This window comes from Tenacibaculum xiamenense, from assembly GCF_964513065.1.
GTDB classification, from domain to species: Bacteria; Bacteroidota; Bacteroidia; order Flavobacteriales; family Flavobacteriaceae; genus Polaribacter; species Polaribacter xiamenense.
Genome location: NZ_CAZEQU010000033.1, coordinates 644109 through 669225, shown reverse-complemented (window position 1 = coordinate 669225; position 25117 = coordinate 644109). Strand labels below are relative to the sequence as shown.

Genomic DNA, 25117 nt, shown 5'->3' with positions numbered 1-25117 from the left:
CTTGCACTATTTTGACAATGAAAACACTTCTATCTATTTACCATATAAAACAGTTCCATCTTTCTTTAATCTTGGAGGCATACCGGCTCTTCCATTGATATGCCAGAATATATAGGCTTTTTCGTATTCTGAAATTCTATTCTCTTTAAACTCTTTGGTAATGACTTCTTTTATGGTATCATAATACTTTTTGGGAGAATGAACGAAAATAGAATAAGCGGATGCTCGATATACTTCTAGTCGATTTCTACTAGGGAAACCATATTTTTCAGTTAATTTCAGTAGGAGTTTGGTATTAGAATCATCCGTTTTAGCGATAATATTATTAACACTATCCTTGCTTTTCTGATACTTCTTAAAGTTTTTTCCTAGTTTTTCCTTTTTCGCTTTTAAAGTAAGAAACTTCCCTCCATTATTCTTAGTATCTACTTTGAAGTTTGAGTCAACAGCTATTAAATTATGTCGATGTTTCTGATCTAACGCATACATTGAATCAATTACCCGATTTAACCAGGTTTTATCTTTAGTTGTTAACGTTTTTACTGTTCCACAAGAAAATAGAATAAAAACTATGAAAATAAAGATGGTAATGTTGGGAAGGGGCTTCATAAAAATTGAAATTTAAAAGAGTGAAAGTGTTATATGGGGAGTTTGTTAAATCTTAATGTCCGCATTTTTTAATAACTCTAACATTTCATGTGAAATAAATGAATAGTTAGGGATTCTCATTTTGTCTTTTTTGTTATATAGCTTGTTTCTTAATTTTAGTTCCTTTCTAATACATTGTATGTTTTCAAAATAAATTGAATAGGGTAGTTCTGGTTGGTATTCAATAAAACAAATATCTGCTTCTTTTATTTCATTATGAATAGCTTCAGTATCATTTGAGCTAAATTTTTTCCCACCAATTGTTAATGTTGTTGAGTCTATAAACTTCATTTTTTTTATTTTCATCTTCACAAAAAACTCTTTGGCTAACTTATATTTTTTGGAATACAAGTTATAGATAAAATTCTCGTGATTGGAAGTACCGGATGATTGGTATTCCTCAAAAGTTATTAGTTTAATTCCATCAGGAGACTTTTCATCCGATGTTCTATAAAATAAAGTAGGTTCTAAAGAAAAGAGGTAAATTCCTAAAGTGAAATCTTCAATGTTATCCGTTCTGTAATAGTATCTTATCTGCGTTTTTTTTAACTCTTTTTTTAGTTTGTCTACATATTTGTAAGGAGTATTAACATCTATATTTAAAGGAGCAATAGTATTGAATTTGTCGAAAGGATGATTAATAATAAATTTATAGGCCATATTTCCGAGTTGTTCAAAGCTCACCAGTGAGTCTTGAACATAAACATCTCCATTTTTTTTTAAGTAAACATCAAAAAGAGAAATGATGCGACGGCTTTTTTTAAAATTCATTTCCCCTCCATTTTTTGGTAGCTGAATATCTTTGATTTGAGAATAACATAAAGAGCTAAGGAGAATAGCAAATGGTAATAGTAATTTTTTCATTTTTAGTTTTAATATTGAAAATACTAAAAAGGTATTTTCATTTCTAGGTTTGATTTAATATCAAAATTATGGAAATAAATGATTTATTTATATGTGTATTTAGCTTATTTCGTAGTTTATTTAAATGTAGAATAATGTTAGTACTGTAGGTTTTTGTTAATTTTAACATTAAATAAGTCACGTTTAGTCGCTAATATTTGTATATTGCGCCAGCTATGGAAGTGCTTTACTTTCTAAACGAACGTAAAAATTGCTTTCAATCATAAAATTTTGAAGAAATAATGTTTGAATATTTCAAATATTCAAAGTGTATGTTGCTGTAGATAAATGTTTCTAAACAGCAATAAAGATATTGTAGTTCTTCCATTTTTGAGATCAATGGAAAACTACGCCCTAGATTTTTTAAGTTTTATCTGGGGATAAAATACAGGTATGGGGGTACCTGTATGGTTGATTTCTCATTTGTAGAGTTGAGGTTGTTTATTGCTATGAACAACCTCTTTTTTTACCTAATTCCGACACTATAGTTTTAGTCCGTCAAAATTATATTGAACAATTAAACCGAATGAAATTCCTTCATCAAAAAAGCCTTTATCATTTTTATGCACTCCAAACAAATCTCTGGTTTGAACATATACACCTCCCATAAGTTTATTGTCTTTACTATTATAGGCATGAAAACCAATTCCTAAGATTGTATTATTTTTTAAAACATTCGCATTGTTGTATATTCTATGCCTTAAATAAGGGTTTACACTTAAATACATTTGACTTGGTTTATCAGGATTTCTTTGTTCAAGAAGCTTAAACAAATAAACATAATCAAAGTTAATATCTAAACGATGAAAGCGATCATAACTTCCTGTAAGAGCATTTATCTGTTCAACATTCACTAAGTTTCCTCCTTGTACGTTTGGATCAACGGTTTGAAAAGCAAAGGTTCTGTTTTCCAAACTACCTAAATTATGAGTATAGGAATAAGCAATGCTGGCTCCAAAGAATTTTTGTTTTTTGAATTGCATGGTTGTACCTAATTCGACGTTGTAGCCATTAAAGGAAGTATCAGCAAATCGAGAATCAATACTAGTTCCATTATTTTGAAGATCGAGTTTAAATTCAGATCCTGAAAATCCGCCACGAGCATAAACTAAATATTTGTTTTTGTAATTCAACGTATTAATAATATCATTTTCACTTTCTACATCAAGTTTTTGAAGTAAGTCTAAGCCAGTTGCATATTTTTTAAATGAAGTAATTACTTTATCTATTTCCTGTGTAGGGTTAAAGCCAGCTTTAGCGTTGTACTTTTCATCTTTCTTTTGTAAGATTAATTGATCAATTTTTTTAATAACCTTATCCCATTCAGAGGCGAATAAGTTGTCTTTATCATAGGGTACTGATGTGAGTAGAAACTTGAATTCCTTTTTCTTTATAAGATTTTCTAAAGATTTTTTATGAGAAAAGATATCGCCATCGGGTTGATTTCTATCAATAACTCCTTGTAAACGTTTTGTATGTGATACTAATAATTGCAAGTGATTAATAACATCATCCATGGTAGGAATATAGTTCGCTTTTAGCTTTTCAAGTACGTTTATATTACTATGAACTTTACTGAGTTTTTCTTTAACAGTTATGGAATCATTATTCAACTTTGTAACGAGGTATTTTTGATTCGTAGGTGTAAGAACTCTGTTTTTTACAAGTTTTTTTAACTGTTTTTTAATTTTTGAATACTCTTGCATATTTAATCTTGCTTGAACATAGTCGAGTAAATGCTCTTTAGTATGATGGTGAGTCATCCATTTTATCCCAACAAGCCCATTAATACTAGCTGAAGAAGCTAATTTTTCTGAAGAAAATATGGGAGCGAGTCCGTTTTCAGAGCTACCTTTTAAATCTACTCCATAATAGAAGTATTTGCTAGCCTTTTCTTTATTTCGAATAGCTTCTCTTTGTTTAAGTATTTTTTCCAGTTTACCGCTTATAATCTTAGGATCATTGCTTCCTCTAAAAGCACTTGATATTGTTGGAAGAGAAGCAACGTTATTATTATTAAATCTTGAACTTCTATAGAGACTAAAGCTGGCAACATCTTCACTTAGGTTCAAAGTAATATTTGTTGATGGAAAAACTAAGGTACTGAAGCCTTCAGTATCTTGCCCGAGTGATTGACTAAATATTTGACTGGATAAGATCAAAAGAGTCCTCCCAAGCCAAAGTTTGATTTGATTTTTCATGTGTATTGTTTTTTATAGTTTTTTGTAATCCTTCGTACTGAATAGTAAGGTTTTTATGCAGGTTCTGTTTCTATAAGAACATAATCATCATTATCATTTATAGGATTATTTGTATGATTATATTCTTGCGAATGACTGCGAATGTAATCAGTACTAAAGGTGTAGTAGCTATTCGTCGGAGTGTTTTGATTTACCTCTAAATCAATGGTATTGTCAGAGTTCATAGATACATTGGATAGAATTCCAAAAGCGCTTGTTGATCCTTCCCCGCCAATATAAATAGTATCTAAATCTATTCCTGAAATAGAATATTTAACTTCAACAAGAGTCCCAACATTATTCAGAGAACTAATTCCAATAACATTGGAAGCTTCTAAAATGCCTTTCACCGTTTGAAGAGAGGCACGTTTATAGAAACTTCCCTTTAAATCCTCAAGAGACAATTTGGTAGAGCTTGCTTCAATTATATTTTTCATCTCCGTTTCCAAGTTTTTTAAACGGGTGTTGCTTTGTAAATGTTCGGTTGTTATCATAATTTGTAGATTCAGTTAAGTAGGGTAAAGGTATAAAGTGTTTTGGAAGTGTAACTACCTATGGATAGGTATTTTAAATCGTCCATATGTGAAGTAGTATGAAAAAATTAATAATATCTTTAATCTTGGATGAAAAACGCTTAATCGACTTATTAATGCGAATAATCATATAAGAGCAAGTGGTTAAACTGATTTTGTAAAATTAGAACAAATGATTTTTTAATTTTAAGTATCACTCAAAACTAACTGTATATTGTGTTATAGACATTTTTAAGGAAATTGGTAATTCAAGTTAATGACCATATGCAGTTAGTTGTTTAAAAGTCTAGTGGTTTTATAGGGTATTTTATTCATCGATAAAATCCAACCATTTAACTAGAAAAAAGGACAAAATATCTAAATAACTCAAAAAGTATCATATATACCTTTAGTTTTGGTATTAGTGTAGTAAGCTTTAGTGTAAGGATAGGAAGGTTTAACTTTGAGAGTAAACTTCTTATCCTTTTCTGCTATATTGGTATTAGTTATTCATTGTGGTATTGCGCAACAGGAGGATGAATTTATAACTGTTTTCAATGAATTCACAACGTTTTAATAATCAAAAACATTCTTTTAGCGTTGTTTTTACCTTATTTAGGCTAGCATTAAAAAAAGTTACAGTATTGAATGTATTGAAAAATGGTATTTAATTAATATCATATGGAAAAGGAAATACCTATATTATCCGTTTTTAAAACTTCAGAACGGTTTTTATATCAAGAGCTTAATGCTCAAATTTTCTGAACAATAACTTTCTTTTTGATAAAAATAGTGATAAATAAATTTGTGTTTGTATTTAATGCCTATTATAAAGCCTCGTAAAAATTGGGTTTCTTAACAAATTAGTTTTACTTTTATATTATGAATAGACTAAGATTATTATTGCTTGAAGATTTAGATAAAGAAGCCACTCAGTTAATTTCTTTTCTTGAGAGTAATAGTTATGAAGTAATTAGAGCTCATAATTCCTTAGAAGCTGAGAAAGAGATTAAAAATCGTTTTTTCGATGTGATAATTTTAGATATCATGATTGATGGCAAGCCAGAAGGAATTGAACTTGCACAACGTTTAAATAGACAAGGAGTAGACATTCCATTTTTATTTTTAACAAGTATGCAAAGTAAAGCAGTGTTTGATGAGGCAAAGCTTACCAACCCTATGGTTTATTTATTAAAACCTTATAATGAATTAGAATTGTTGTATTCATTGGAATTAGCCATAGAGTCTTGTTACCAACAATCAAATAGCATTAGTTTTAATGAAAAGAGTGCAGTAATTAGTCCATCATACCTTTTTATTAAGAAGAAAAGGAGTGTGGTTAAGGTAGATGTTGATTCCATAAATTTTGTAGAAGTAAAAGAAAAGTACTGTAGTATCACATGTGCTGATGGAAGCTATCTTATAAAGTTATCTCTTACAAAATTGAAGGAAATACTTGGTGAAACCGATTTTAGACAAGTTCATAGAAACTACGTGATTAACATCAAAAAAGTAAGAGAAATTTACTTTGAAGATAATTTAATCATTCTAGAAGATGGTAATCAAATACCTTTTAGTGAACGTTATAAAAACGCTTTTATTAAGGATAATACTATTTTCAGGTAGTAGTCTTTTAGATATTTCTTATATCGAAAACAGAACCGTTTTCTAGTTTATTTTCTAAGGCAATATTATATATAGTTTCTGCTACATATTCAGCAGAATACAAATCGTTGTTTTCTTTTAAGTCAACAAAACGTTGTAGATTTTTAAAATCTTCTTTTTTGGTCCCTCTTATTTGTGCCTGCATACTGGTATCAACTACCCCAGGATAAAGAGCAATACATTTTACACCATTATTTAAAGTTTCCTGTTCAGCCGCAACTGTTTTTGTAAACATGTCTAAGGCGGCTTTAGAAGCGCAATATACACTCCAACCTTCATAGGGTTTTGTAGCTGCTCCAGAAGAAATATTAATGATTTCTTTTTTACAAGATAGCTTTTTAGTGAAATTGATAAACATATTTGAAAGAACCATTGGTCCTGTTAAGTTTAAATTCACGCTTTCTGCGATGTCTTTTGGGCTAATGTTTTCAATATTAGCAATTGTACCAAGGCGTCCAGCATTATTGATTAGTGTTATTGAGGAAAGAGAAAGTTTCTTTAACTCGTCAAGAAGCATAGAGAATTGATTTTTCATCTCATTAAAATCACTCAAATCAACAGCGATTTGAACGACATCTTGTATATTAATTATACTTCTTGAAAGAGAGTATACTTTGTAATTTTCTGAAGCATATTTTTGGGCCAAGGCTTTTCCAATTCCTTTACTACCACCAGTAATAATAACAATATTCATATGGGTAAAGATACGGTAAAAATGCTTTAAAGATCGATAAATGGTAAAAAACCATTTATCTAAAATAAGACTTTGTTGATCGCAAGATACAAAGGATACTGTCTTATTTTTCCAGTCCTAAGAGAGCTTCCGATGTATCTTTAAACAAAAGTTTTTTCATTATTAGATTTTTTAAATTGGTTTTTAGTTTTAGCTCTCTTCGGAGGGCTTTTTTTGTGGGTAATGGTTAATGGGTAACGCTAACTAGGGAAAACCCTGACTCTATTTCTAGGGCTAACCCTTACAAGGAAATATGATGATTTTGACTACCTTGCAAATGTGTTTGTACCGAAGATACAAATACGATACATTCTGCTAATATTTAAGGGATATCTCCTTTCGTACGAAAGGAGATTTTTTCTTGTCTTAAATTTGAGAAATTAAAATTGCCTAAAAGGGAGCAGGAGAGTGTATAACAATTTCATTCTTTAGAATAGGATGAATGAATTTTACTTGCTCTGCATGTAAGCATAATCTTTTCGATTTATTCCCGTACAAATCATCTCCAACAATAGGTGAATTTAATCCAAGCGGGTGAGCCGCATGTACCCGTAACTGGTGTGTTCTTCCTGAAATAGGGTAAAAGTATATTCTTGTACAATTATTTTCTACGGCTATTGCTTCCCATTTTGTCAGTGCTTTTTTTCCGTGCTCGTAACAAACCATTTGTTTTGGTCGGTCGTTTAAGTCAACTCGGAGAGGTAAATCAATGGTTCCTTGCATATCGGGTATAACACCTTCCAAAAGGGCGACATACCTTTTTTTAATGGTTTTTTTAATAAACTGTTCCTGAAGTTTTTTGTGTATCTCTTTACTTTTAGCAATTAATAAAATTCCTGAGGTTGACATGTCCAATCGATGTACGATTAAAGGACCCGTTGCTTTTGGAAAGTTCTTTTTTACTAAATATTCGATACTATGTTCAATTTCTTTTCCTTCAACGCTTAATACGTCATGTGGTTTATTTAGAGCCAATAAATATTCATCTTCATAAAGAATATCTAAAGAGTCTGTTTTGTTTATGGTAGCCAACAAAGGGTTAGTTTCAACGGAAAGCCCTTGAAGCATGTGATTTAATATAGGTTTACATTTACCTGTACAAGCAGGATAATACTGCTTATGTTTTCGAACCGCTGAGGTTAAGGGTTTTCCCCACCAAAACTCTGCCATTGCTATAGGAGTGAGTTTGTTTAAATAGGCGTATTGAAAAAGCTTTGGAGCACAACAATCACCTGCACCAGCCGGAATGTTTTGTGGACTTTCTTTGAAAATATGTAACAGGTTTTCTACTTCATTATTGTTGTTTACAAACTGATAACTTTGAAACAACTTTTGTTGAATTTTAGCTGAAAGTTGAGCTCTTTCTCGTTTTAACTCCTCAATTCTTTCATATTCGTTAAAATAAGCAGTTCTTAATGCCTTTATTTTGTTGTTGAGATATGTTTCATATTCTCTTAAATAAAATTCCTCATTAATGTTTTTTTGATTGTCTATGGAGTTTTGAGTTTTTCTAAGCTTTCTTCTTTGTTTTATTTTGATTTGCTCAGTCTCCAAAAGATCTTTTTGAAGTTTGCTTTTTCGATTGTAAGCGTCTTTAAGGTCGAGATATTGTTTATTCGAACTTAGTGCTTCAATACTTTTAGTTAGCTTGTTTAATTTACGTTCTGCTTCTAGGTAAAAATTACGAGTATCTAAAACATCAAAAACAGGAGGGACGAAATACTCATAAGTAGTTCTTTCAGCTAACTTTCCAGAAAAAGCGGCTAAAAAACCAAGTTCTTTTTGTTCGTTCTTAACAACAAGCACTCCAAACATTTTCCCAACCCCTTCATTTGAATCTAATCCAAAATCATGGTTGAAATCAGTTTGCTTTTCTAAGTACATTTGAAGTTCTTTGGAAGCAATTTGAGCAATTTTATGTGGAGTATAGTAATGAGGATAAGCTATTTTATTCGGAAGTTCAATAGCGGTAATATTACTTTGGAAAGAATGAAGTTTATTCATTGGTTGTTATAAAAAGAAACGCCATTGCAAATATACAGTGACGTTGTTTATTTAACTCGAATTATATTTCAGATTATCTATGCTTTATAGATTTTATCATATAAATCTTTATAAATATCTTTAATAACAGCACGTTTCATTTTCATAGTAGGGGTAAGTTGACCACCGTCAATAGACCATTCGTCAGGTGTAAGCTCAAATCGTTTAATTTGTTCCCATTTTCCAAAGTTACAATTGCATTCGTCAACTTCTTCTTGAATTCTATCAATAACTTTTTGATTGGAAATAACATCAGCATTATCACCTAAAGTAATATCATGGCGTTTTGCCCATTCTCTTACAAATGCAAAATTTGGTTGAACTAGTGCCGCTGGCATTTTTTCACCTTCACCTACAACCATTACTTGTTCAATAAATCTTGATTGTTTTAATTTTCCTTCTAATAATGGGGGTATAACATATTTTCCTCCAGAAGTTTTAAACATTTCTTTTGTTCTACCAGTAATTTTCAGGAAGCCATCTTCACAAATTTCACCTTTATCACCTGTATGGAAGTAACCGTCTTTTAAAACTTGAGCACTTTTTTCTGGATCCTTATAGTATCCGACCATAATATTCGGACCTTTCACGAGAATTTCACCAGTATCGGCAATCTTTACCTCAACACCTTCAATAATTTTACCAACGGTTCCAATTCTGAAACCTCCATTTCTCTGATCATTTACTGAAATTACAGGAGAGGTTTCCGTAAGACCATATCCTTCCATAACGGGCATTCCAGCTGCTGCAAAAACTCTACCCAATCTTGCTTGTAACGGAGCAGAACCCGATACCATCAACTTCAATTCACCACCTAAGGCAGCTTGCCATTTGGAAAAAATAAGTTTACGAGCTAAACCAAGTTGTTTTTCGTACCACCATCCATTAGCTCCATATGGCTTGTATTTTAATCCCAGTTCAATTGCCCAGAAAAATAACTTCTTCTTAATACCTGATAACTCGCTTCCTTTGGCATATATTTTATCGTATATTTTTTCGTAAAGTCTAGGAACCGCAGTCATTACATTAGGCTTTACTTCTTGAGCATTTTCACTAAGCTTTTCGATAGATTCAGCAAAGTAAATAGAAACACCACAGTACTGATATAAGTACAAGATCATTCGCTCGAAAATATGACAAACAGGTAAAAAGCTTAAAGACTTCTCTTTTCCATAAGAAAAAGGTACGCGCTTTTCACTGCTAATTACATTTGAAACAATGTTTTTATGAGTTAGCATAACCCCTTTTGGTCTACCAGTTGTTCCTGAGGTATAAATTAATGTAGCCAAAGTATCTGGTGTAACTGCATTCATTCTTTCTTCAACCTCTGATTGGTTGCTTTCATCTTTACCTAACTCTAGTACTTCTTTCCAACTTTTTTCACCAGCGATATCATCAAAAGTAAATACTCCTTTTAGTTTAGTTTTTGATTTTATCTGATTTAGCTTTTCAAGAACTTCAATATCAGAAACAAAGCAATAAGTAGCTTCAGAGTGATTTAAAACGTATTCGTAGTCTTCTTTAGAAATTGTTGGATAAATCGGAACGTTTTGCGCTCCAACTTGTAAAACACCAATATCACAAACATTCCATTCAGTTCGATTATTGGTTGAAATTACTGCAATTTTATCATCTGGTTCAACTCCCAATCGTAACAAACCACGACTGATAGTATTTGCTTGTTCAATGTATTGTTTTGTAGATATCGATTGCCATTTGCCGTCATATTTTGTGGTAAATGCTTTCGATAAATTATAAGTCTCTAATTGGTAATAAGGAAAATCAAAAAGACGTTTAATTTCGCTCGGCATATAATCAATGTTTAGTGTAATGCAAAATAGGAAAAATAGGTCGATTGCACAAAAAATGTCTTGATGACTGATTTATTGGTGATTACCTAATTTTTTAATAGAATAATTGCGGTTTTTTGTTGTTTTTAGGGGTAATTATTTCTTGTTGATAATTAATTGATACTTTAAAAATTAAATTTTTATTGAATGTTTGGTCAATAAAATTAAAAATCAACTAATTTTTAAAATATGATGTATTTTACTAAAAAGATAAACTGTTTTCATTAGAGACAAAAAATCCCAACATGTTATGATGGGATTTTTAGTTGTTTAAAGCTTCAAGAATTATTGTACAGCCCTTTATAATTTCTTCATCTGAGATAGTTAGAGGAGGAGTAACTCTTATAGCTCTTCCTTCAAATAACAGCCAAAATAAGATAAGTCCTTTATTCATACACTCTAAAATAACTTGCGTGGCAAAATCAGAGGAATCTACAATAAGGGCTAACATTAATCCTTTACCACGAATTTCTTGAATTTTCGGATGGTCTTTGAAAAAATCTCTTATAATATTCTCTTTCCGTAATGCATCTTGCATCAAAGTTGAATTGCTAATTTCGTTAACTGTAGCCAAACTAGCGGCAGCGATAACTGGATGGCCTCCAAAAGTGGTAATATGTCCTAGTTTTGGATTTTCTTTAAGACTGGACATTATTTCATGCGAAGAAATAAAAGCTCCAATAGGCATTCCTCCACCAAGGCCTTTTCCGGTAATAATAATGTCTGGAATCACATTGTAATTCTCAAATCCCCAAAAGGTACCTGTTCTTCCGATTCCTGATTGGATTTCATCTAAGATCAAAAGGGCACCAACTTCTTTACATCTTTGTTTTACTTTTTGTAAAAAGTTGTTTTTAGGTTCAATAAAACCCGCGCCTCCTTGAATGGTTTCTAAAATAATACCAGCTGTTTTGGTTGTTATTTTTTCCAGAGCAGATTCGTCATTAAACTGAATAAATCGCGTTCCAGGAATTAATGGGCGATAGGCTTGATTTTGTTGCTCAGCGCCGCATACACTCATTGCCCCCTGTGTGTTTCCATGATAAGAGTTTTTGGCAGCAATAATTTCACTTCGTCCTGTAAAACGCTTGGCAAGCTTTAAAGCTCCTTCAGTTGCTTCTGTACCTGAGTTCACCAAATAAACGGAACTTAAGGATTCTGGTAAGGTGTTGGCTAACGATTTACAAAGCTCTAATTGAGGTTTTTGAATAAACTCACCATAAACCATCACATGAGTATATTTAGTCAATTGATTTTGAATAGCTGCAGTTACTTTTGGATGATTGTGTCCTAAACTATTTGCAGAAACCCCAGCAACAAAATCTAACATTTCATTTCCTTCAACATCGTAAATATAACTACCATTCGCATGAGAAATCTCGATAGCTAATGGGTGAGGAGATGTTTGACCTTGATATTTAAAGAAGTCGTCTTTCATATCAATTACTCTTTTTTAAACTTGTATACCTTTTCTTTTTCTTTCTTTTCAAGCTCTTTTGAAAACTGTCGTTTTGCTTTTAAAACCTCTTTTTTAGGTTTATCTAAAATAGGCTTTTTATCTTTCAGTTTAACTTTGCTTTTGTCCTTATCACTAATAAATATGTCTTCCATGGTCAAAGGCTGTTCTTTACCTCTCCATATAAAACCTCTAAATTTTTTCTGGTCTTCAGGAAACTCAGAAGGGGGAAATGTTTTTCCTTCAGATTTTTTGAAATATTTCGTTTGTGTGATTTCGTTGTTTTCTAGTGTAAATTCAATATCACTGGCAATTTCTTTAGTTATGGTCTCTAGCTTTTTAGTTTCTTCATCTCTACTGTAATATAGCGATTCAGCATTTCCTTTAACCAACATAGTTCTCAAATCGTTTCCTTCAAATTTTCCATAGATATTCCTTCCTTTAATTTGGTTATAATCATCAATGGCAAGAGAATCTTTTTCTATCATAAAGGCATTTTGAAGCACGAACAAAGAATCTAACTTATTCGTTTCCTTGTCTGAAAGTAGTTGAATACTATCACCTGTTATCTGACTTTTCCCTGACCAGAGAACCGGGTTTCTAAACATACGTGTTAGCCCCGTTATTTGACTTGTATGAATTGAGTCGCATTTACCTTGTAGATTCGATTTAAAGATTTTTACATCATTAAATATTCTTACAATACGTTCTTCACTTTTCCCAGTAACCAAAATTTTATCGCCATGAACATACATAGAGTCTTTGTCATGGACAGAAATGGCAACAGCTTTTTTTATGATAAATAAAGAGTCTTTTTCTTCATACAATTCTGCATAATTACCTTTGGTAACCATATTTTGAATTGTATCAATAACCTTAATTCTGTTTGTAGCTGAGGCAAAACCTCTTCTCTTATCATAGTATAAACTATCACCTTCAACAGTTCTATCTTTTAAAAAGAGTTTTGCTCTTTTTACGAAATATGAGATTTCAGTATTTGTATCATAAAATCCTCGTTCCGAATATATCTTCGTACTATCTTTTAAGTTGGTAATAGTACTTGGTCCATACAAATAAGCTAAGCTGGAATTTGTATAATAATCTAAATGATTTGACTCTAAAAAGTGCTCTGGATTGACAACAGTTACTCTAGATTTAGCTGAAAATTTCTTTTCTTCTAGGTAATAAGTACCTTTTCTACTTTTTAAAGTGTTTTTTTTGTCCGTTATGGTTCCTCCACTTTGATAATACAATACTTGCTCCTTTCTATCAAAATAGAGAGTATCGGTACTCATTTTCATTTCTTTATCATTCACCTCAACATTTCCCCAAGAAGTAGCTCGTTTTGTATTTCCATTGTAAACAGCAAAATCGCTATATTGAATAATACTATCTCCTTGTTCAATGACAACCTCTCCTAAAGCCTTAAAAATATTTTCTTTTTTATAAAGTAATGCTTGTTTACAATCTAGGGTAGCGCCTTCATGTGCAATTTTTACATTACCAATTAAAATAGTGGCTCCAGGATATTTTTTTTCATCCGCTTCAGAATATTCACTCGATAAAACTTTGATTTTCTTTGTTTGTGAAAAACTACCAGCAGTAATTAATAAAAAGAATAGAACAAATAATCTTTTCAAAATAGTATTGTTTTAAGTGAACAAAAGTAATGAAAAACAGATGCTAAATTTCTTAAGGAGAGTATAAAATTACCAATCTGAATCTTCAATCATTTTTCCATAGAGGTATGCCTGAAAATACGCTCCTATTAAATAGAAGAGTTTTCCCCAGAAATTTAATAAGGTAAATAAGTAAATGTATAGTATCATTAACATGAAAATAGAAAGATAAATTACAAGTTTTAAGGCCTTTTAAAAGGAAGAATTGTTTAACCAATTTTTAATAGCCAATCCCAAAGGGAGTAATGCTATGTGGGCTTATTTTTTCATGTAATATTCTTAAAATATTATTAGGAATAAAGCTGGTTAACGCCTTGAATTATCTTAATTTTGCACAAAATTTAAAATACTTAAAAATATGAGCGCTCATTTTGATTTGTCAAAAGAAGAGATGAAGTCGTATGGATATAAAATAGTTGATTTAATTGCTGAGCATTGGGACAGTATTGGGAGTAAAAAACCAGTAATGCGTGCTACCAGAAAAGAAATGGACAAAGTTTTCTTGCAAGAGGCTCCTGAACAAGGAACTCCTGCTGAGGAAGTTTTGGATTTTGTAATGGAAAACGTAATGCCTAATAGTACCGTTATATCACACCCAAAAGCATATTCATTTGTACCTGGACCTAGTAACTTTATTAGTACTATGGCTGATAGTTTAGCAACTGGATTTAATATTTTTTCAGGAGGATGGATGGTTTCTCCTGCTGCTGCCGAGTTGGAAATTGTTACAATGAATTGGTTATTAAAAATGTACAACTTCCCAGTAGAGAAGGGAGGAGGTCTTTTTACAAGTGGAGGTTCAATGGCGAACTTAACTGCTTTAGTTACCGCGAGAAGAATTAAATGTGGTGATGATTTTTCAAAAGCAGTAATCTACTTATCAGATCAAGCACATTCTTCAAACATTAAGGCAATTAGAGTTTTAGGATTCAAAAAAGAACAAATTAGAGTATTACCAACAGACTTAGAGTTTAGAATTAGCATTAACAAATTAAAGAATGCTATTGCTAAAGATAGGTTAGAAGGGTTACAACCATTTTGTTTTATAGCATCTGCAGGAACTACAAACACGGGGACAGTAGATCCTTTAAATGATATCGCAGATATTTGTGAGGAAGAAGATTTATGGTTTCATATTGATGGTGCCTACGGAGGTGCAGCGATTTTATCTGATAAAGGAGCTAAAGCGTTAAGAGGAATTGAAAGAGCAGACTCTTTAACTGTAGATCCTCATAAATGGTTTTATCAGCCTTATGAAATCGGATGCTTGTTAGTAAAAGATGCCTCTTGGTTAAGTAACACCTTTAGTGAAACTCCTGAATATTTAAGAGATATTGAAGGAAATGAATCTGAAATTAATTTTTACGATTACGGTGTTCAGCTAACACGTCGTTTTAGAGCATTAAAGTTTTACATGTCTATTAAAACATATGGACTGGATACTTTTAAGAAGGCGGTAAGCTATAATATTCAATTGGCAGATGACGTAGAAAAAATGTTACGTAAAAGCAGAAATTGGGAAATTATATCACCCGCTACTTTAGCTGTAATTAATTTTAGATACAATCCAATTGGACTAAATTTAGAAGAACATGAAATTGACAAGTTAAATCAGAAAATTTCAGAAAAAGTAATGGAATCAGGAGAAGCTTTCTTGGTAACAACAATTTTAAACAAGCAAGTTGTACTAAGAATGTGTTTGATTAATCCGAAAACTACATTCGACGATGTAAAATCTACTTTTCTTTTATGCAACAGTTATGCAGAAGAAATTTTAGAAAAACAGAAATAAATAAAAAGGCTATTCAATTAAGAATAGCCTTTTGTATTTTTTTAGTTGTTCGTTTTTATCCTTTATAAAAAGGCAGCTTTACTACCTTAGCAGGAACTTGTTTCTTACGAATTTGAACGAATATTTCACTATCAACTTTTGAGTTTGCAATAGTTACATATCCCAATCCAATACCTTTATTTAAAGAAGGACTCATAGTACCAGAAGTAACATTTCCAATTACATTTCCATCTGCATCTACTAAATCATATCCTTGGCGAGGAATTCCACGTTCAGTTAATTCAAAAGCAACTAATTTACGAGTAACACCTTCTTCTTTTTGCTTTTTTAGAGCTTCAGCATTAACAAAGTCCTTTGTAAATTTAGTAATCCATCCTAAACCAGCTTCAAGAGGAGAAGTAGTATCGTTAATATCATTTCCATATAAACAATACCCCATTTCTAAACGTAAAGTATCACGAGCAGCTAAACCAATTGGTTTAATACCCCAGTCAGCTCCAGCTTCAAATACTTTCTTCCATACAGCTTCAACATCTTCATTTTTAACATAAATTTCGAATCCACCAGATCCTGTATATCCTGTTGCAGAAACTACAACATTAGGAAGTCCAGCAAAATCAGTGATTTCGAAAGTATAAAATTTAATAGTAGAAAGGTTTACCGAAGTTAATGATTGCATTGCTTCAGCAGCTTTTGGACCTTGGATAGCTAATAAAGACCAATCGTCTGAACGGTTTTCCATTTCAACACCTAAATCATTATGTTGTGAAATCCAGTTCCAATCTTTTTCAATATTTGATGCATTTACTACCAGCATGTATTCATTTTCACTAATCATATAAATAATTAGGTCATCAACAATACCACCATCGGCATTTGGCATACAGCTGTATTGTGCTTTTCCTGGAATTAATTTTGAAGCATCGTTTGAAGTAACTTTTTGAATTAAAGCCAACGCATTTTCACCCTTCAAAAAAAACTCACCCATATGGCTCACATCAAAAACACCAACTCCATTTCTTACAGTTTCGTGCTCAATGTTCACACCTTCATATTGTACAGGCATATTAAAACCAGCAAAAGGAACTAATTTTGCTCCTAAAGCCTCATGAATGTGCGTTAATGCAGTATTTTTCATTATGTAGAATTGTTTGTTTTATAATACTGCTAAAGTAGCTAAAAAATGAGAAACAAATTCTTTGAAACTGTTGAATATTTTTATGATTTTAGTTTTGAGTAAGGATTAATTTTAGTCTATGACTAAAGAATAAAATACCTTATTGAAGTATTTATTTAAAATAGGTGTGTTTTTGCGTATTTTCCAATCAAGAAATGAGATAATAAATGAAAGTAACCAAAAAATTAGTGTCTAACATATTATTTATTTTAGTAATAGCATTATTGCTATATCCACCAACCAAAGAACGCATCATTAGGTTGGTGTCCTTTGCCCCTTCAGCTATAGAAAAAAGTGAAAGGAAGGTTTTAACTAATTACAATTGGACCCTGCAAGGTTTGAATACAACGTCTATAGAAGGAAGTAACCTAAAAGGAAAAGTTGTTTTCTTAAATTTTTGGGCTACTTGGTGTCCTCCATGTCGAGCAGAATTACCAAGCATTCAAAAGTTATATAATGATTATAAAGATAAAGTCGATTTTGTTTTTATAACTAATGAAAAATGGGAAGAAGTAAAACAATATTACAAAAAGGAAGGTTATCTGTTGCCCACATATAGTTTAAGAAGTAAACTTCCTAGCATGTTAGAAACATCTTCAATACCACAAACATTTATAATTAATGGAGATGGAGAAATAGTAGTATCAAAAAATGGTGCGGCAAACTGGAATTCTAATAAAATTAGAGAGCTATTGACTCAATTAGTTTCTCAGAAATAAAAAAAAGTGGCGTTGAGCCACTTTTTTTCTGCTAAAATATTTATGCTTTACTATTTTTTAATTTTAATAGGTAAAATATAAATTTCTTGATTTTTTATTTCTGAGGCAGATGATACCTTCTTATAATTAATTTTATTTTTGATATAAGAGTTTACTTCTTTGTCTTTAGAAATAACATCTACAACTACTAATTCGTTTTGATTGTTTACTACAAAAGAAACACGAACAATAAAGTTTTCTGCTGTATTCATTGGAACTTTTTTTCCAATTAATTCAACTATTTCAGAACGTAAAGCATTCGCTACTTTTGGAGTTTTGTCATTAGCATATGCACCTACAGATACAAATAATGCTACAGCAACTAATAAGGTATTAAATATTGATTTCATAATCGTTTTTTTACAGTTTTTATTTTTGGTTTTAAATGATACGGCAAAGATATGTAGAGTAAATTTCAAATAGAAACTTAAAAATATAATTAACGTTTTTTTAATAAAACTATATTTTTTAGTCTATGAAAAGGTGTTTTTTTACATAATCTTTAATTTTGAATGGGTTTGGGTTTAAATACTTTTAACTAAATATTAAATTTTAGATAATTTCGTAAAGAGTTAATATGTTAAAAAAATAGTATCTAATTTTCGTGTCTAAATTCCGAGTTTATCTTACTAATTTTTGGAAAGAATTTTATTCAAGGACATTTACTTTTACTGGAACTTCATAAAATGCTCCTCTTTGTGATTTAGAGATGTTGATCTTTTTGTAATTCAATCTATTTTTTATCATTAGACTCAAGTTATCGTCTTTAGAGTTAACCTCGATTACTACGATTTCATCTTTAGCATTAATTATAAAATTAACATGAGCTTCTGAAGCATTTAGTTTATCGGCAGGAATTTCTTTACCTAATAGTGCAACAACTTGGTTTCTAATATTTTTTTTATTTTCTGGAGAAGTTGGATTCGTGTTAGCCACTGCTGATACCATGGTTAAGATCGTGATTCCAATGGCGACTACAATATTTATTAAGGTTTTCATATTATGGTTGTGTTAATGATTTTATTATAAGACTACTCTGTTTGATTTATGTTTCAGTTTGAGTAGTGGTTTAATATAAATTTAACACTTTTTGTTTTTAATGCTTTGTAAAACAGTATTTTGTGTTTTGTTTTGCTCTTTTGTTAACAAATAGAAAACTGTTCGCAAATGTTATCAATTTGTTGTAATTTTGATTTCTTTAAATTTATATTCCTATCAATTTTATAGATGTTATATTACCAATTCCTCTGCGTAAAACTTTTACGTATGCTATTACTCCAGCTGAAGCTAAGTATTTGAAAAGAGGAATGCGTGTTGCGGTTTCGTTTGGAAAGAGTAAAATTTATACGGCTCTAGTTTTTAAAATTCACCAAACGGCTCCGGAGTTGTATGAAGCAAAAGATATCCATCAAATTCTGGATGAACATCCAGTAGTTAATGAGAGTCAATTGAAACACTGGGAGTGGATATCTAATTATTATATGTGTGCATTAGGTGATGTCTATCGAGCAGCATTACCTTCTGCATTTTTATTGGAAAGTGAAACGATTATTTATAAAAACGCTTCATTTACTGATGATGTTTCTTTGGGAGATGAATCCTTTTTAATTTTTGAAGCACTCCAGCATCATTCTCAATTAACCATACACCAAGTATCAGATATTTTAGGAAAGAAAAAGGTATTACCTATTATTGACGAGCTCCTTCAAAAAGATGCTATATATATAAAGGAAGAAATATACGAAACATACAAACCTAAGCTAATTAAGTATGTTAAACTTACAAGTGAATATAATAATGAAAGTGGGTTACAGGTTGTATTAGAGAAATTGTCGAGATCAAAAAAGCAACGCGAAGCATTACTTCATTATTTTCAATTAGCAGGAAGCAAAAAGCCGGTAAAAACCAAAGAACTTCAAGATAAGGCAGGAGTTTCTTCCGCTGTTCTAAAAGCATTGGTAGATAAGGAAATATTTGAGTACTATCATATTCAACAAGATAGAATTAGTTTTGAAGGTGAATCAAATGGATTAAAAACGTTAAACGAGTTTCAAGAAGAAGCCTTTTTAAAAATTAAAGAATCGTTTAGGGAAAATCCGATATCCTTATTACATGGAGTTACTGGATCTGGTAAAACAGAAATATATGTAAAATTAATTAAAGAAGTAATAGAGGAAGGAAAGCAAGTTTTGTTTTTATTACCAGAAATAGCATTGACCACTCAAATCATTACGAGGCTTCAACGTTATTTTGGAAATTATTTATCAGTATTCCATTCAAAATATTCAATGAATGAAAGGGTAGAGGTATGGAATAATGTTTTAGAATCAAAAACTAAAGCTCAGATAGTGTTGGGAGCACGTTCTTCTATCTTTTTACCTTTTTCCAATTTAGGATTAATTATAGTGGATGAAGAACATGAAAGTTCTTATAAGCAATACGACCCTGCTCCAAGATATAATGCAAGAGATGCTGCTGTCGTTTTAGGATATCAACATAAAGCTAACGTCTTATTAGGTTCCGCTACTCCTTCATTAGAAAGCTTTTACAATGCTTCTCAAAAGAAATACGGCTTTGTTCCTTTGAATAGGCGTTATGGAAATATTCAGTTACCCAAAATAGAGTTAATTGATATTAAAGAGAAGTATAAGAAAAAACGAATGAAAGGTCATTTTTCAGATCGTCTCTTAGAAATGATAACTGAGGCTTTAAATGAAAAGGAACAAGTGATACTGTTTCAAAACAGAAGAGGATTTTCTCCTGTGGTGGAATGTAAAACTTGTGGTGTTTCTCCTCAATGCCCTAATTGTGATGTTAGCTTAACGTACCATAAGTATAGAAATGAATTAAAATGTCATTATTGTCATTACCACAGAGCAATGCCCAATGCTTGTGGAGCATGCGGAAGTAGTACTTTGGATACCAAAGGTTTTGGAACGGAGCAAATTGAATTAGAGCTTAAAGATCTTTTTCCTGATAAGAAAATCGGAAGAATGGATTTGGATACCACAAGAGGAAAATATGGATATCAAAAGATTATTGGCGCCTTTGAAGCCCAGGAAATTGATATTTTAGTGGGAACTCAAATGCTTTCGAAAGGGTTAGATTTCCATAATGTTTCTTTAGTGGGAATTTTAAATGCTGATTCCATGCTTAATTTTCCTGACTTTAGGGCTCATGAACGAGCATTTCAGTTAATGGTACAAGTATCAGGAAGGGCGGGAAGGTCAAAAAAACAAGGAAATGTTGTAATTCAAACCTATAACCCCTATCATCAAATACTTCAACAGGTTTCTACGAATAGTTATCATGAAATGTATAAGGAACAATTACAAGATAGATGGCAGTTTCATTATCCGCCTTATTATCGAATAATTAAAATTACATTAAAACACCGAGATTATACAAGAGTAGACTCAGGAATAAATTGGTTAACCACGGCACTAAGGAATTCATTTGGACAGCATGTATTAGGACCTGCTGAGCCAGTTGTATCTAGAATACGAAATCAATATATTAAAAATGTGACTATAAAAATACCTCCAAAGCAATCTTTGGTGAAAACAAAAGATCAAATTCAAAAAATTAGAGTTGCGTTTGAGGCTATTAAAGATTATCGTCCTATTCGTTTTACTATAGATGTAGATGCATATTAATCGGGTTTATGTTAACTAAATTTTAGAAAAATTACATAAGTGTCATTATTTTATTTTGTGATTAATATATTTTGTGTATATTTGTAGAGTCTTTGGAGACGTCCTTAGACTTTCTTTTTCATAGCAATTTTCCCACTCAATCTTTGAGTGGGTTTTTTTATCTAAGATCATTTACGTTTTATCTACTCAAATAGCATGTTAACAGGAGGTTAACAGGATTTCAACTAAAACCAAAGCTTCACATTCCGATAACTCACTAATTTGCAGTGTAATTAAAGCTTATATATATGAGAACAGAAGTCATTAAAATAAAGCTAGTCAATAAAAACGGATACGAAGCCACACAGAATTATGTGTTTATTGAGATTCCCTTAGTTTCAAATGAGGTCTTATTTAATCAAGTATATATGATTAAAGACTTTGGATGTGTATTTTTAAGTTAATAAATATATAACAATATATTTTTCCCCTTGTACTAGAAAAATGAGAGTAATATGGAAGAAACACTCTCGAAAAAAGATGTGTTAGAGAATAAGTCTCTAATCAATAAAAAATTAAAAAGGCTGTCTGGATTTTTCCTGACAGCCTTTAAAAATTTACAATCTTGAAAGATTATTGAATAGTAATTGGAAAAACTATTTCAATGTCAGTAGAACCACCTGCATTGGTAATATCTCCGTCTTTAACTCCAGCAGCTGTTTTATTTGGCTCATGTCTTAAAGTTACCGTGTAAGTTCCAGTTCCAGCATCTCCTGTTGTTACAGTAAATGAAAGACCAACAGGATTTCCATTAGAATCATTAGCTCCAGCATAAGCAAATGTACTACTTAGTCCTGCAGAAGCACTATAGAAAAATTGGTGTTCATCAGCATGTTCTTCAATTTCTTCTGTAATATCATGGTGTGGGTCTTCTGCCTTATTAGTTAAGGTAATTACTCCAGTGTAAGTAGTGTTTGCAGCGAAAGTCCCTCCAGTAATAGTAGGATCAACACCACCTTCACCATCTAAATCTTCACTAGAAAGATATACTACTGATCCACTTTGTGGAGTTAAAACGATATCCATGTTTGTAATTACCTCTTCTTCATGCTCTTCTTCTGGAAGTGTTTCGTCATCAGAACAAGCTGTAAAAGTTAATGTAGCAATAAATAAAAAGGCTAATAATTTAATATGTTTCATAATGTTTTAGTTTTAAATTTTTAATAATAAATTTTTAATTGAATTTTAAAGTTTCTGCCTAAATCATCAGTAAAATATCTCAATCTATTTAAATAATTTCTATAGGACGTGTTCAGTATGTTATCAACTGAAAAATTCAAACCAAATTTTGTTTGAGATAAATTGAATTCAAATCCCGAAGAAAAATTTAATAAATGATATGATGATGGAGGTGTGCTGACATCAACCAATTCAAAACTATCTGAAGTAGGTATGTAAGCTTCAAAATTGTTGTCGGGGAATTGTGTCTGTTCAGCATTGAATTCACTTTCTAAAGAAGCATAAAAGTTTTTCCAATTAGGCTTTTTAAAAAGTAAGGATGTGGTTGATTTAAAGGGAGGGATGTCTATCAAAGATCTTTTTGTTGATAAATCTCTTCCGTTTAAATAAGATAATTTATTACTGAATAAAATATCTTGTGTTAATTGGTATTGCACGTGGGTATCTATCCCCAGTAATTGCGCATTAATTTGCTTATAACTCCAAACAGGAAATGCACCTCTTAATGTTGTTTCTACTCCTGATGGCTCTATATAAATAAAATCTGAAATATAATTGTAAAAACCTTCTAAACGTATATTAAATTTATCGTCATCATACTGATATGTAGCCGAGACTCTATGAGAAGTCTCTGGTTGTATGCGTAAATCTCCTAATTCAATTCTCGCAGCAGAATGATGTAAGCCGTCACTAAATAGCTCAGATGGATTGGGTGCTCTATTTGACAAGCCATAATTCATAGTGATGGAGTTTTTATCATTAAGATTATGGGATGCACCGATAGAAGCAGAAAAATTATGATAATTGAATTTAGGATTGGCTAGCAATTGAGAACCATCTACATCGTCTCTAAGGACCGTATGTCCGAAGTCTTGTTGATAATTCTTTTCTTCCCAAAATGAATCTTTATAAAACTTTTTGGCGTTAATATGATCAAAATCATATCGTAAACCAAGTTCTAAAAATATTCTATTTAGTTTAATGTTACTAATGGCATAGGCACCTAAATAGTAACGATCATAATCTGGAATTAACCTTCTTACTCCCGTTACTTCAGGGAAGTTATTTTGATAACCTGAATTGATACCAAACTTGTATATGTTTTCAGAATTTGAATCTAAGTGTAAGTCAACTTTGGCGGAATGTGTTTGAAGTAATAAATCTAAAGCTGGCTTAGTACTTCTACCTCCACGACGTATATCAAATTCCAATCGTTTATTTCGTTGGTAATCATATTGAAAAGAAACTTTTCCAAAACCTTTAAAACGTTTATAAGCAGTGGCTTTTAAAAGTTGATGAGTTACATCTTGTTTAGGATTGTTAATGTCAAAGCTAAAATCTTCAGCAACCAAAGGTTTTTGAGTATTAATAGCATTTACTAAATCAGTAACATTTCCTATATGAGATGCTCTTAAAATTCCAAGCTCATTAGTTAAATGACTATAAAAAACTTCAAACCCTTTATCGAACTTTTTAAAACCAGTACCTACTGTAAAAGATTTTGAATCAATACCAGTATTAGTTAAATAATAATCAGGAGCTCTAAAATCTCCAGCTCTTTTGTAAGAAGCTTGACCATTTATAAACCAACCAGAGCGGTAATTTTTGCGAATACTCGATGTAGCAGAAAATAAGTGACCGTTGGATTGTTGAGAAACTATAGTTTTACCAAGTAACGTGTCTTTACTAAATGTTCTTACTGGATTAACAATAACAACACCACCAATGGCATCACCTCCATATTGAAGTGCGTTAGCTCCTTTAATTACGGAAACTGACCCTGCAGCATTGATATCAATATTCGGAGCATGTTCAATACCCCATTCTTGATCCTGAAGCCTTACATTATTAAATGAAATAAGAACTCTACTACTATGGAGCCCGTTTATCACGGGTTTAACAATAGAGTTTCCGGTATTAATGGATGAGACCCCAGAAACTTTTTTGATAGCATCACCTAAATTAGCATTACTATAATTTTCTAAAGTTTCAGTTTTCAATAATGTTTCCTGAGATGTTTTGGTTTTCAATCCAACACTTCCTTTGACACTGATTTCATTCAACTCTTCAATATGATGCTCAAGATCAATAACTTTATAAGTATCTCCATTTACTTGTAGCTCAAAAATTTGAGGATCACAAGCAACATGAGAAATTTCAACAGTTATTTTACCTGAACAAATATTTTTGATAGAAAATTTTCCATCGGTATCAGTGGTGGTGTACTTATTTAAGTTTTTAATAAAAACAGTAGCACCAATAATAGGAGATTTATCATGAAAATCTTCTACTAAGCCAGAAAATGTGTGTTTACAGTCTTGAGCTCTTAATGAAGCAAAAGTGCATATCATTAAAAGTACCAAAACGATACTCTTTAAATTCATTTATGATTTTATTATAATTATATACAGATTGTTGAATAATTATTGTAGAGCAGGAGGAGCTCTTGGAGATTTTTTAGCATTATCTAAAACCATGACATTTTTCGTTTGCTCAACAATAAGCTGATACGATTGCTCAAAAGCAATATCAAAGTCATTTACATAATTGTAAGAAAATATTTCTGAATGAAAATGCCATAAAGAACAGTCAACTTCTTGTTCATGAAAATGATGCTCATCTAATGAAGTACAAAGATTATGTGAGTGGTTTTCGAATGCATGGATAGATTGCAGTACTGAAGGAATCAATAATACAACCAAGCAAAATAATGTTATGTGCTTTTTAAGTTTTAACACAGAACAAAAGTAAGTAAAAAAAAGAAACCTCAACATATTAAAATATTGA

At 31.3% G+C, this 25117-nt stretch carries 20 protein-coding genes; 5 read left to right on the top strand and 15 right to left on the bottom strand.

The genetic code is table 11. The annotated features are described in order from the left end of the window. Window positions 1–33 precede the first annotated feature (33 nt). The 4 genes from ACKTTV_RS14030 to ACKTTV_RS14015 all read right to left on the bottom strand — a co-directional run bounded on the left by ACKTTV_RS14030 (window position 34) and on the right by ACKTTV_RS14015 (window position 4228). Window positions 34–609: a hypothetical protein gene (locus tag ACKTTV_RS14030; protein WP_408031476.1), complete on the bottom strand. Its 576-nt coding sequence runs from the start codon at window positions 607–609 to the stop codon at window positions 34–36. A gap of 45 nt (window positions 610–654) precedes the next feature. Then, window positions 655–1512 (bottom strand): ExbD/TolR family protein, encoded by an 858-nt coding sequence (locus ACKTTV_RS14025; RefSeq protein ID WP_408031475.1) that lies wholly within the window; start codon window positions 1510–1512, stop codon window positions 655–657. Between the two features lie 521 nt (window positions 1513–2033). Next, the gene (locus ACKTTV_RS14020; protein ID WP_408031474.1) at window positions 2034–3752 is read right to left on the bottom strand and encodes a hypothetical protein; all 1719 of its coding nucleotides are present in this window, start codon (window positions 3750–3752) and stop codon (window positions 2034–2036) included. 53 nt (window positions 3753–3805) lie between these two features. Continuing rightward, entirely contained in the window at window positions 3806–4228 is a 423-nt protein-coding gene (locus tag ACKTTV_RS14015; RefSeq protein ID WP_408031473.1) for a hypothetical protein, read from the bottom strand. A 957-nt stretch (window positions 4229–5185) separates the two neighbouring features. Here ACKTTV_RS14015 and ACKTTV_RS14010 point away from each other — a divergent pair. Then, window positions 5186–5929, top strand: coding sequence for a LytR/AlgR family response regulator transcription factor (locus ACKTTV_RS14010; protein WP_408031472.1), 744 nt, complete (start codon window positions 5186–5188; stop codon window positions 5927–5929). Window positions 5930–5936: 7 nt separating this feature from the next. Here the strand turns inward: ACKTTV_RS14010 and ACKTTV_RS14005 are convergent, their stop codons facing one another. The 5 genes from ACKTTV_RS14005 to ACKTTV_RS13985 all read right to left on the bottom strand — a co-directional run bounded on the left by ACKTTV_RS14005 (window position 5937) and on the right by ACKTTV_RS13985 (window position 13690). Further along, the gene (locus tag ACKTTV_RS14005) at window positions 5937–6662 is read right to left on the bottom strand and encodes a (S)-benzoin forming benzil reductase (RefSeq protein ID WP_408031471.1); all 726 of its coding nucleotides are present in this window, start codon (window positions 6660–6662) and stop codon (window positions 5937–5939) included. A 429-nt stretch (window positions 6663–7091) separates the two neighbouring features. Further along, the gene (locus tag ACKTTV_RS14000) at window positions 7092–8705 is read right to left on the bottom strand and encodes an RluA family pseudouridine synthase (protein WP_408031470.1); all 1614 of its coding nucleotides are present in this window, start codon (window positions 8703–8705) and stop codon (window positions 7092–7094) included. A gap of 77 nt (window positions 8706–8782) precedes the next feature. After that, entirely contained in the window at window positions 8783–10555 is a 1773-nt protein-coding gene (locus tag ACKTTV_RS13995) for an AMP-dependent synthetase/ligase (RefSeq protein ID WP_408031469.1), read from the bottom strand. A gap of 301 nt (window positions 10556–10856) precedes the next feature. Further along, the gene (locus ACKTTV_RS13990; protein WP_408031468.1) at window positions 10857–12032 is read right to left on the bottom strand and encodes an aspartate aminotransferase family protein; all 1176 of its coding nucleotides are present in this window, start codon (window positions 12030–12032) and stop codon (window positions 10857–10859) included. A 5-nt stretch (window positions 12033–12037) separates the two neighbouring features. Then, window positions 12038–13690 carry an OstA-like protein gene (locus ACKTTV_RS13985; protein WP_408031467.1) on the bottom strand — a complete coding sequence of 551 codons (1653 nt, stop codon included), beginning with the start codon at window positions 13688–13690 and terminating at the stop codon, window positions 12038–12040. 397 nt (window positions 13691–14087) lie between these two features. Here ACKTTV_RS13985 and ACKTTV_RS13980 point away from each other — a divergent pair, with 397 nt between their 5' ends. Continuing rightward, the gene (locus tag ACKTTV_RS13980; protein ID WP_408031466.1) at window positions 14088–15521 is read left to right on the top strand and encodes a pyridoxal phosphate-dependent decarboxylase family protein; all 1434 of its coding nucleotides are present in this window, start codon (window positions 14088–14090) and stop codon (window positions 15519–15521) included. Window positions 15522–15576: 55 nt separating this feature from the next. On the opposite strand, the gene gcvT is transcribed toward ACKTTV_RS13980, so the two are convergent. After that, entirely contained in the window at window positions 15577–16659 is a 1083-nt protein-coding gene (gcvT, locus tag ACKTTV_RS13975; RefSeq protein WP_408031465.1) for a glycine cleavage system aminomethyltransferase GcvT, read from the bottom strand. A 206-nt stretch (window positions 16660–16865) separates the two neighbouring features. On the opposite strand from gcvT, the gene ACKTTV_RS13970 reads away from it, so the two are divergent. Then, the gene (locus ACKTTV_RS13970; RefSeq protein WP_408031464.1) at window positions 16866–17417 is read left to right on the top strand and encodes a TlpA family protein disulfide reductase; all 552 of its coding nucleotides are present in this window, start codon (window positions 16866–16868) and stop codon (window positions 17415–17417) included. A 50-nt stretch (window positions 17418–17467) separates the two neighbouring features. Here the strand turns inward: ACKTTV_RS13970 and ACKTTV_RS13965 are convergent, their stop codons facing one another. After that, window positions 17468–17806: a hypothetical protein gene (locus tag ACKTTV_RS13965; protein WP_408031463.1), complete on the bottom strand. Its 339-nt coding sequence runs from the start codon at window positions 17804–17806 to the stop codon at window positions 17468–17470. 298 nt (window positions 17807–18104) lie between these two features. Next, window positions 18105–18455 carry a hypothetical protein gene (locus ACKTTV_RS13960; RefSeq protein ID WP_408031462.1) on the bottom strand — a complete coding sequence of 117 codons (351 nt, stop codon included), beginning with the start codon at window positions 18453–18455 and terminating at the stop codon, window positions 18105–18107. A gap of 215 nt (window positions 18456–18670) precedes the next feature. On the opposite strand from ACKTTV_RS13960, the gene priA reads away from it, so the two are divergent. Both priA and ACKTTV_RS13950 read left to right on the top strand, forming a co-directional pair. Next, a complete protein-coding gene (gene priA / locus ACKTTV_RS13955) occupies window positions 18671–21112 on the top strand; it encodes a replication restart helicase PriA (protein ID WP_456243527.1) in 2442 nt (813 codons plus the stop codon). A 287-nt stretch (window positions 21113–21399) separates the two neighbouring features. Continuing rightward, window positions 21400–21555 carry a hypothetical protein gene (locus tag ACKTTV_RS13950; RefSeq protein ID WP_408031461.1) on the top strand — a complete coding sequence of 52 codons (156 nt, stop codon included), beginning with the start codon at window positions 21400–21402 and terminating at the stop codon, window positions 21553–21555. Window positions 21556–21724: 169 nt separating this feature from the next. On the opposite strand, the gene ACKTTV_RS13945 is transcribed toward ACKTTV_RS13950, so the two are convergent. From ACKTTV_RS13945 to ACKTTV_RS13935, 3 genes are read right to left on the bottom strand one after another with little or no spacing between them, the layout of a single operon-like run. Continuing rightward, window positions 21725–22291: a type 1 periplasmic binding fold superfamily protein gene (locus ACKTTV_RS13945; protein WP_408031460.1), complete on the bottom strand. Its 567-nt coding sequence runs from the start codon at window positions 22289–22291 to the stop codon at window positions 21725–21727. Between the two features lie 20 nt (window positions 22292–22311). After that, the gene (locus ACKTTV_RS13940; RefSeq protein WP_408031459.1) at window positions 22312–24714 is read right to left on the bottom strand and encodes a TonB-dependent receptor; all 2403 of its coding nucleotides are present in this window, start codon (window positions 24712–24714) and stop codon (window positions 22312–22314) included. 39 nt (window positions 24715–24753) lie between these two features. Beyond that, window positions 24754–25032 carry a hypothetical protein gene (locus ACKTTV_RS13935; RefSeq protein ID WP_408031458.1) on the bottom strand — a complete coding sequence of 93 codons (279 nt, stop codon included), beginning with the start codon at window positions 25030–25032 and terminating at the stop codon, window positions 24754–24756. Window positions 25033–25117 lie beyond the last annotated feature (85 nt).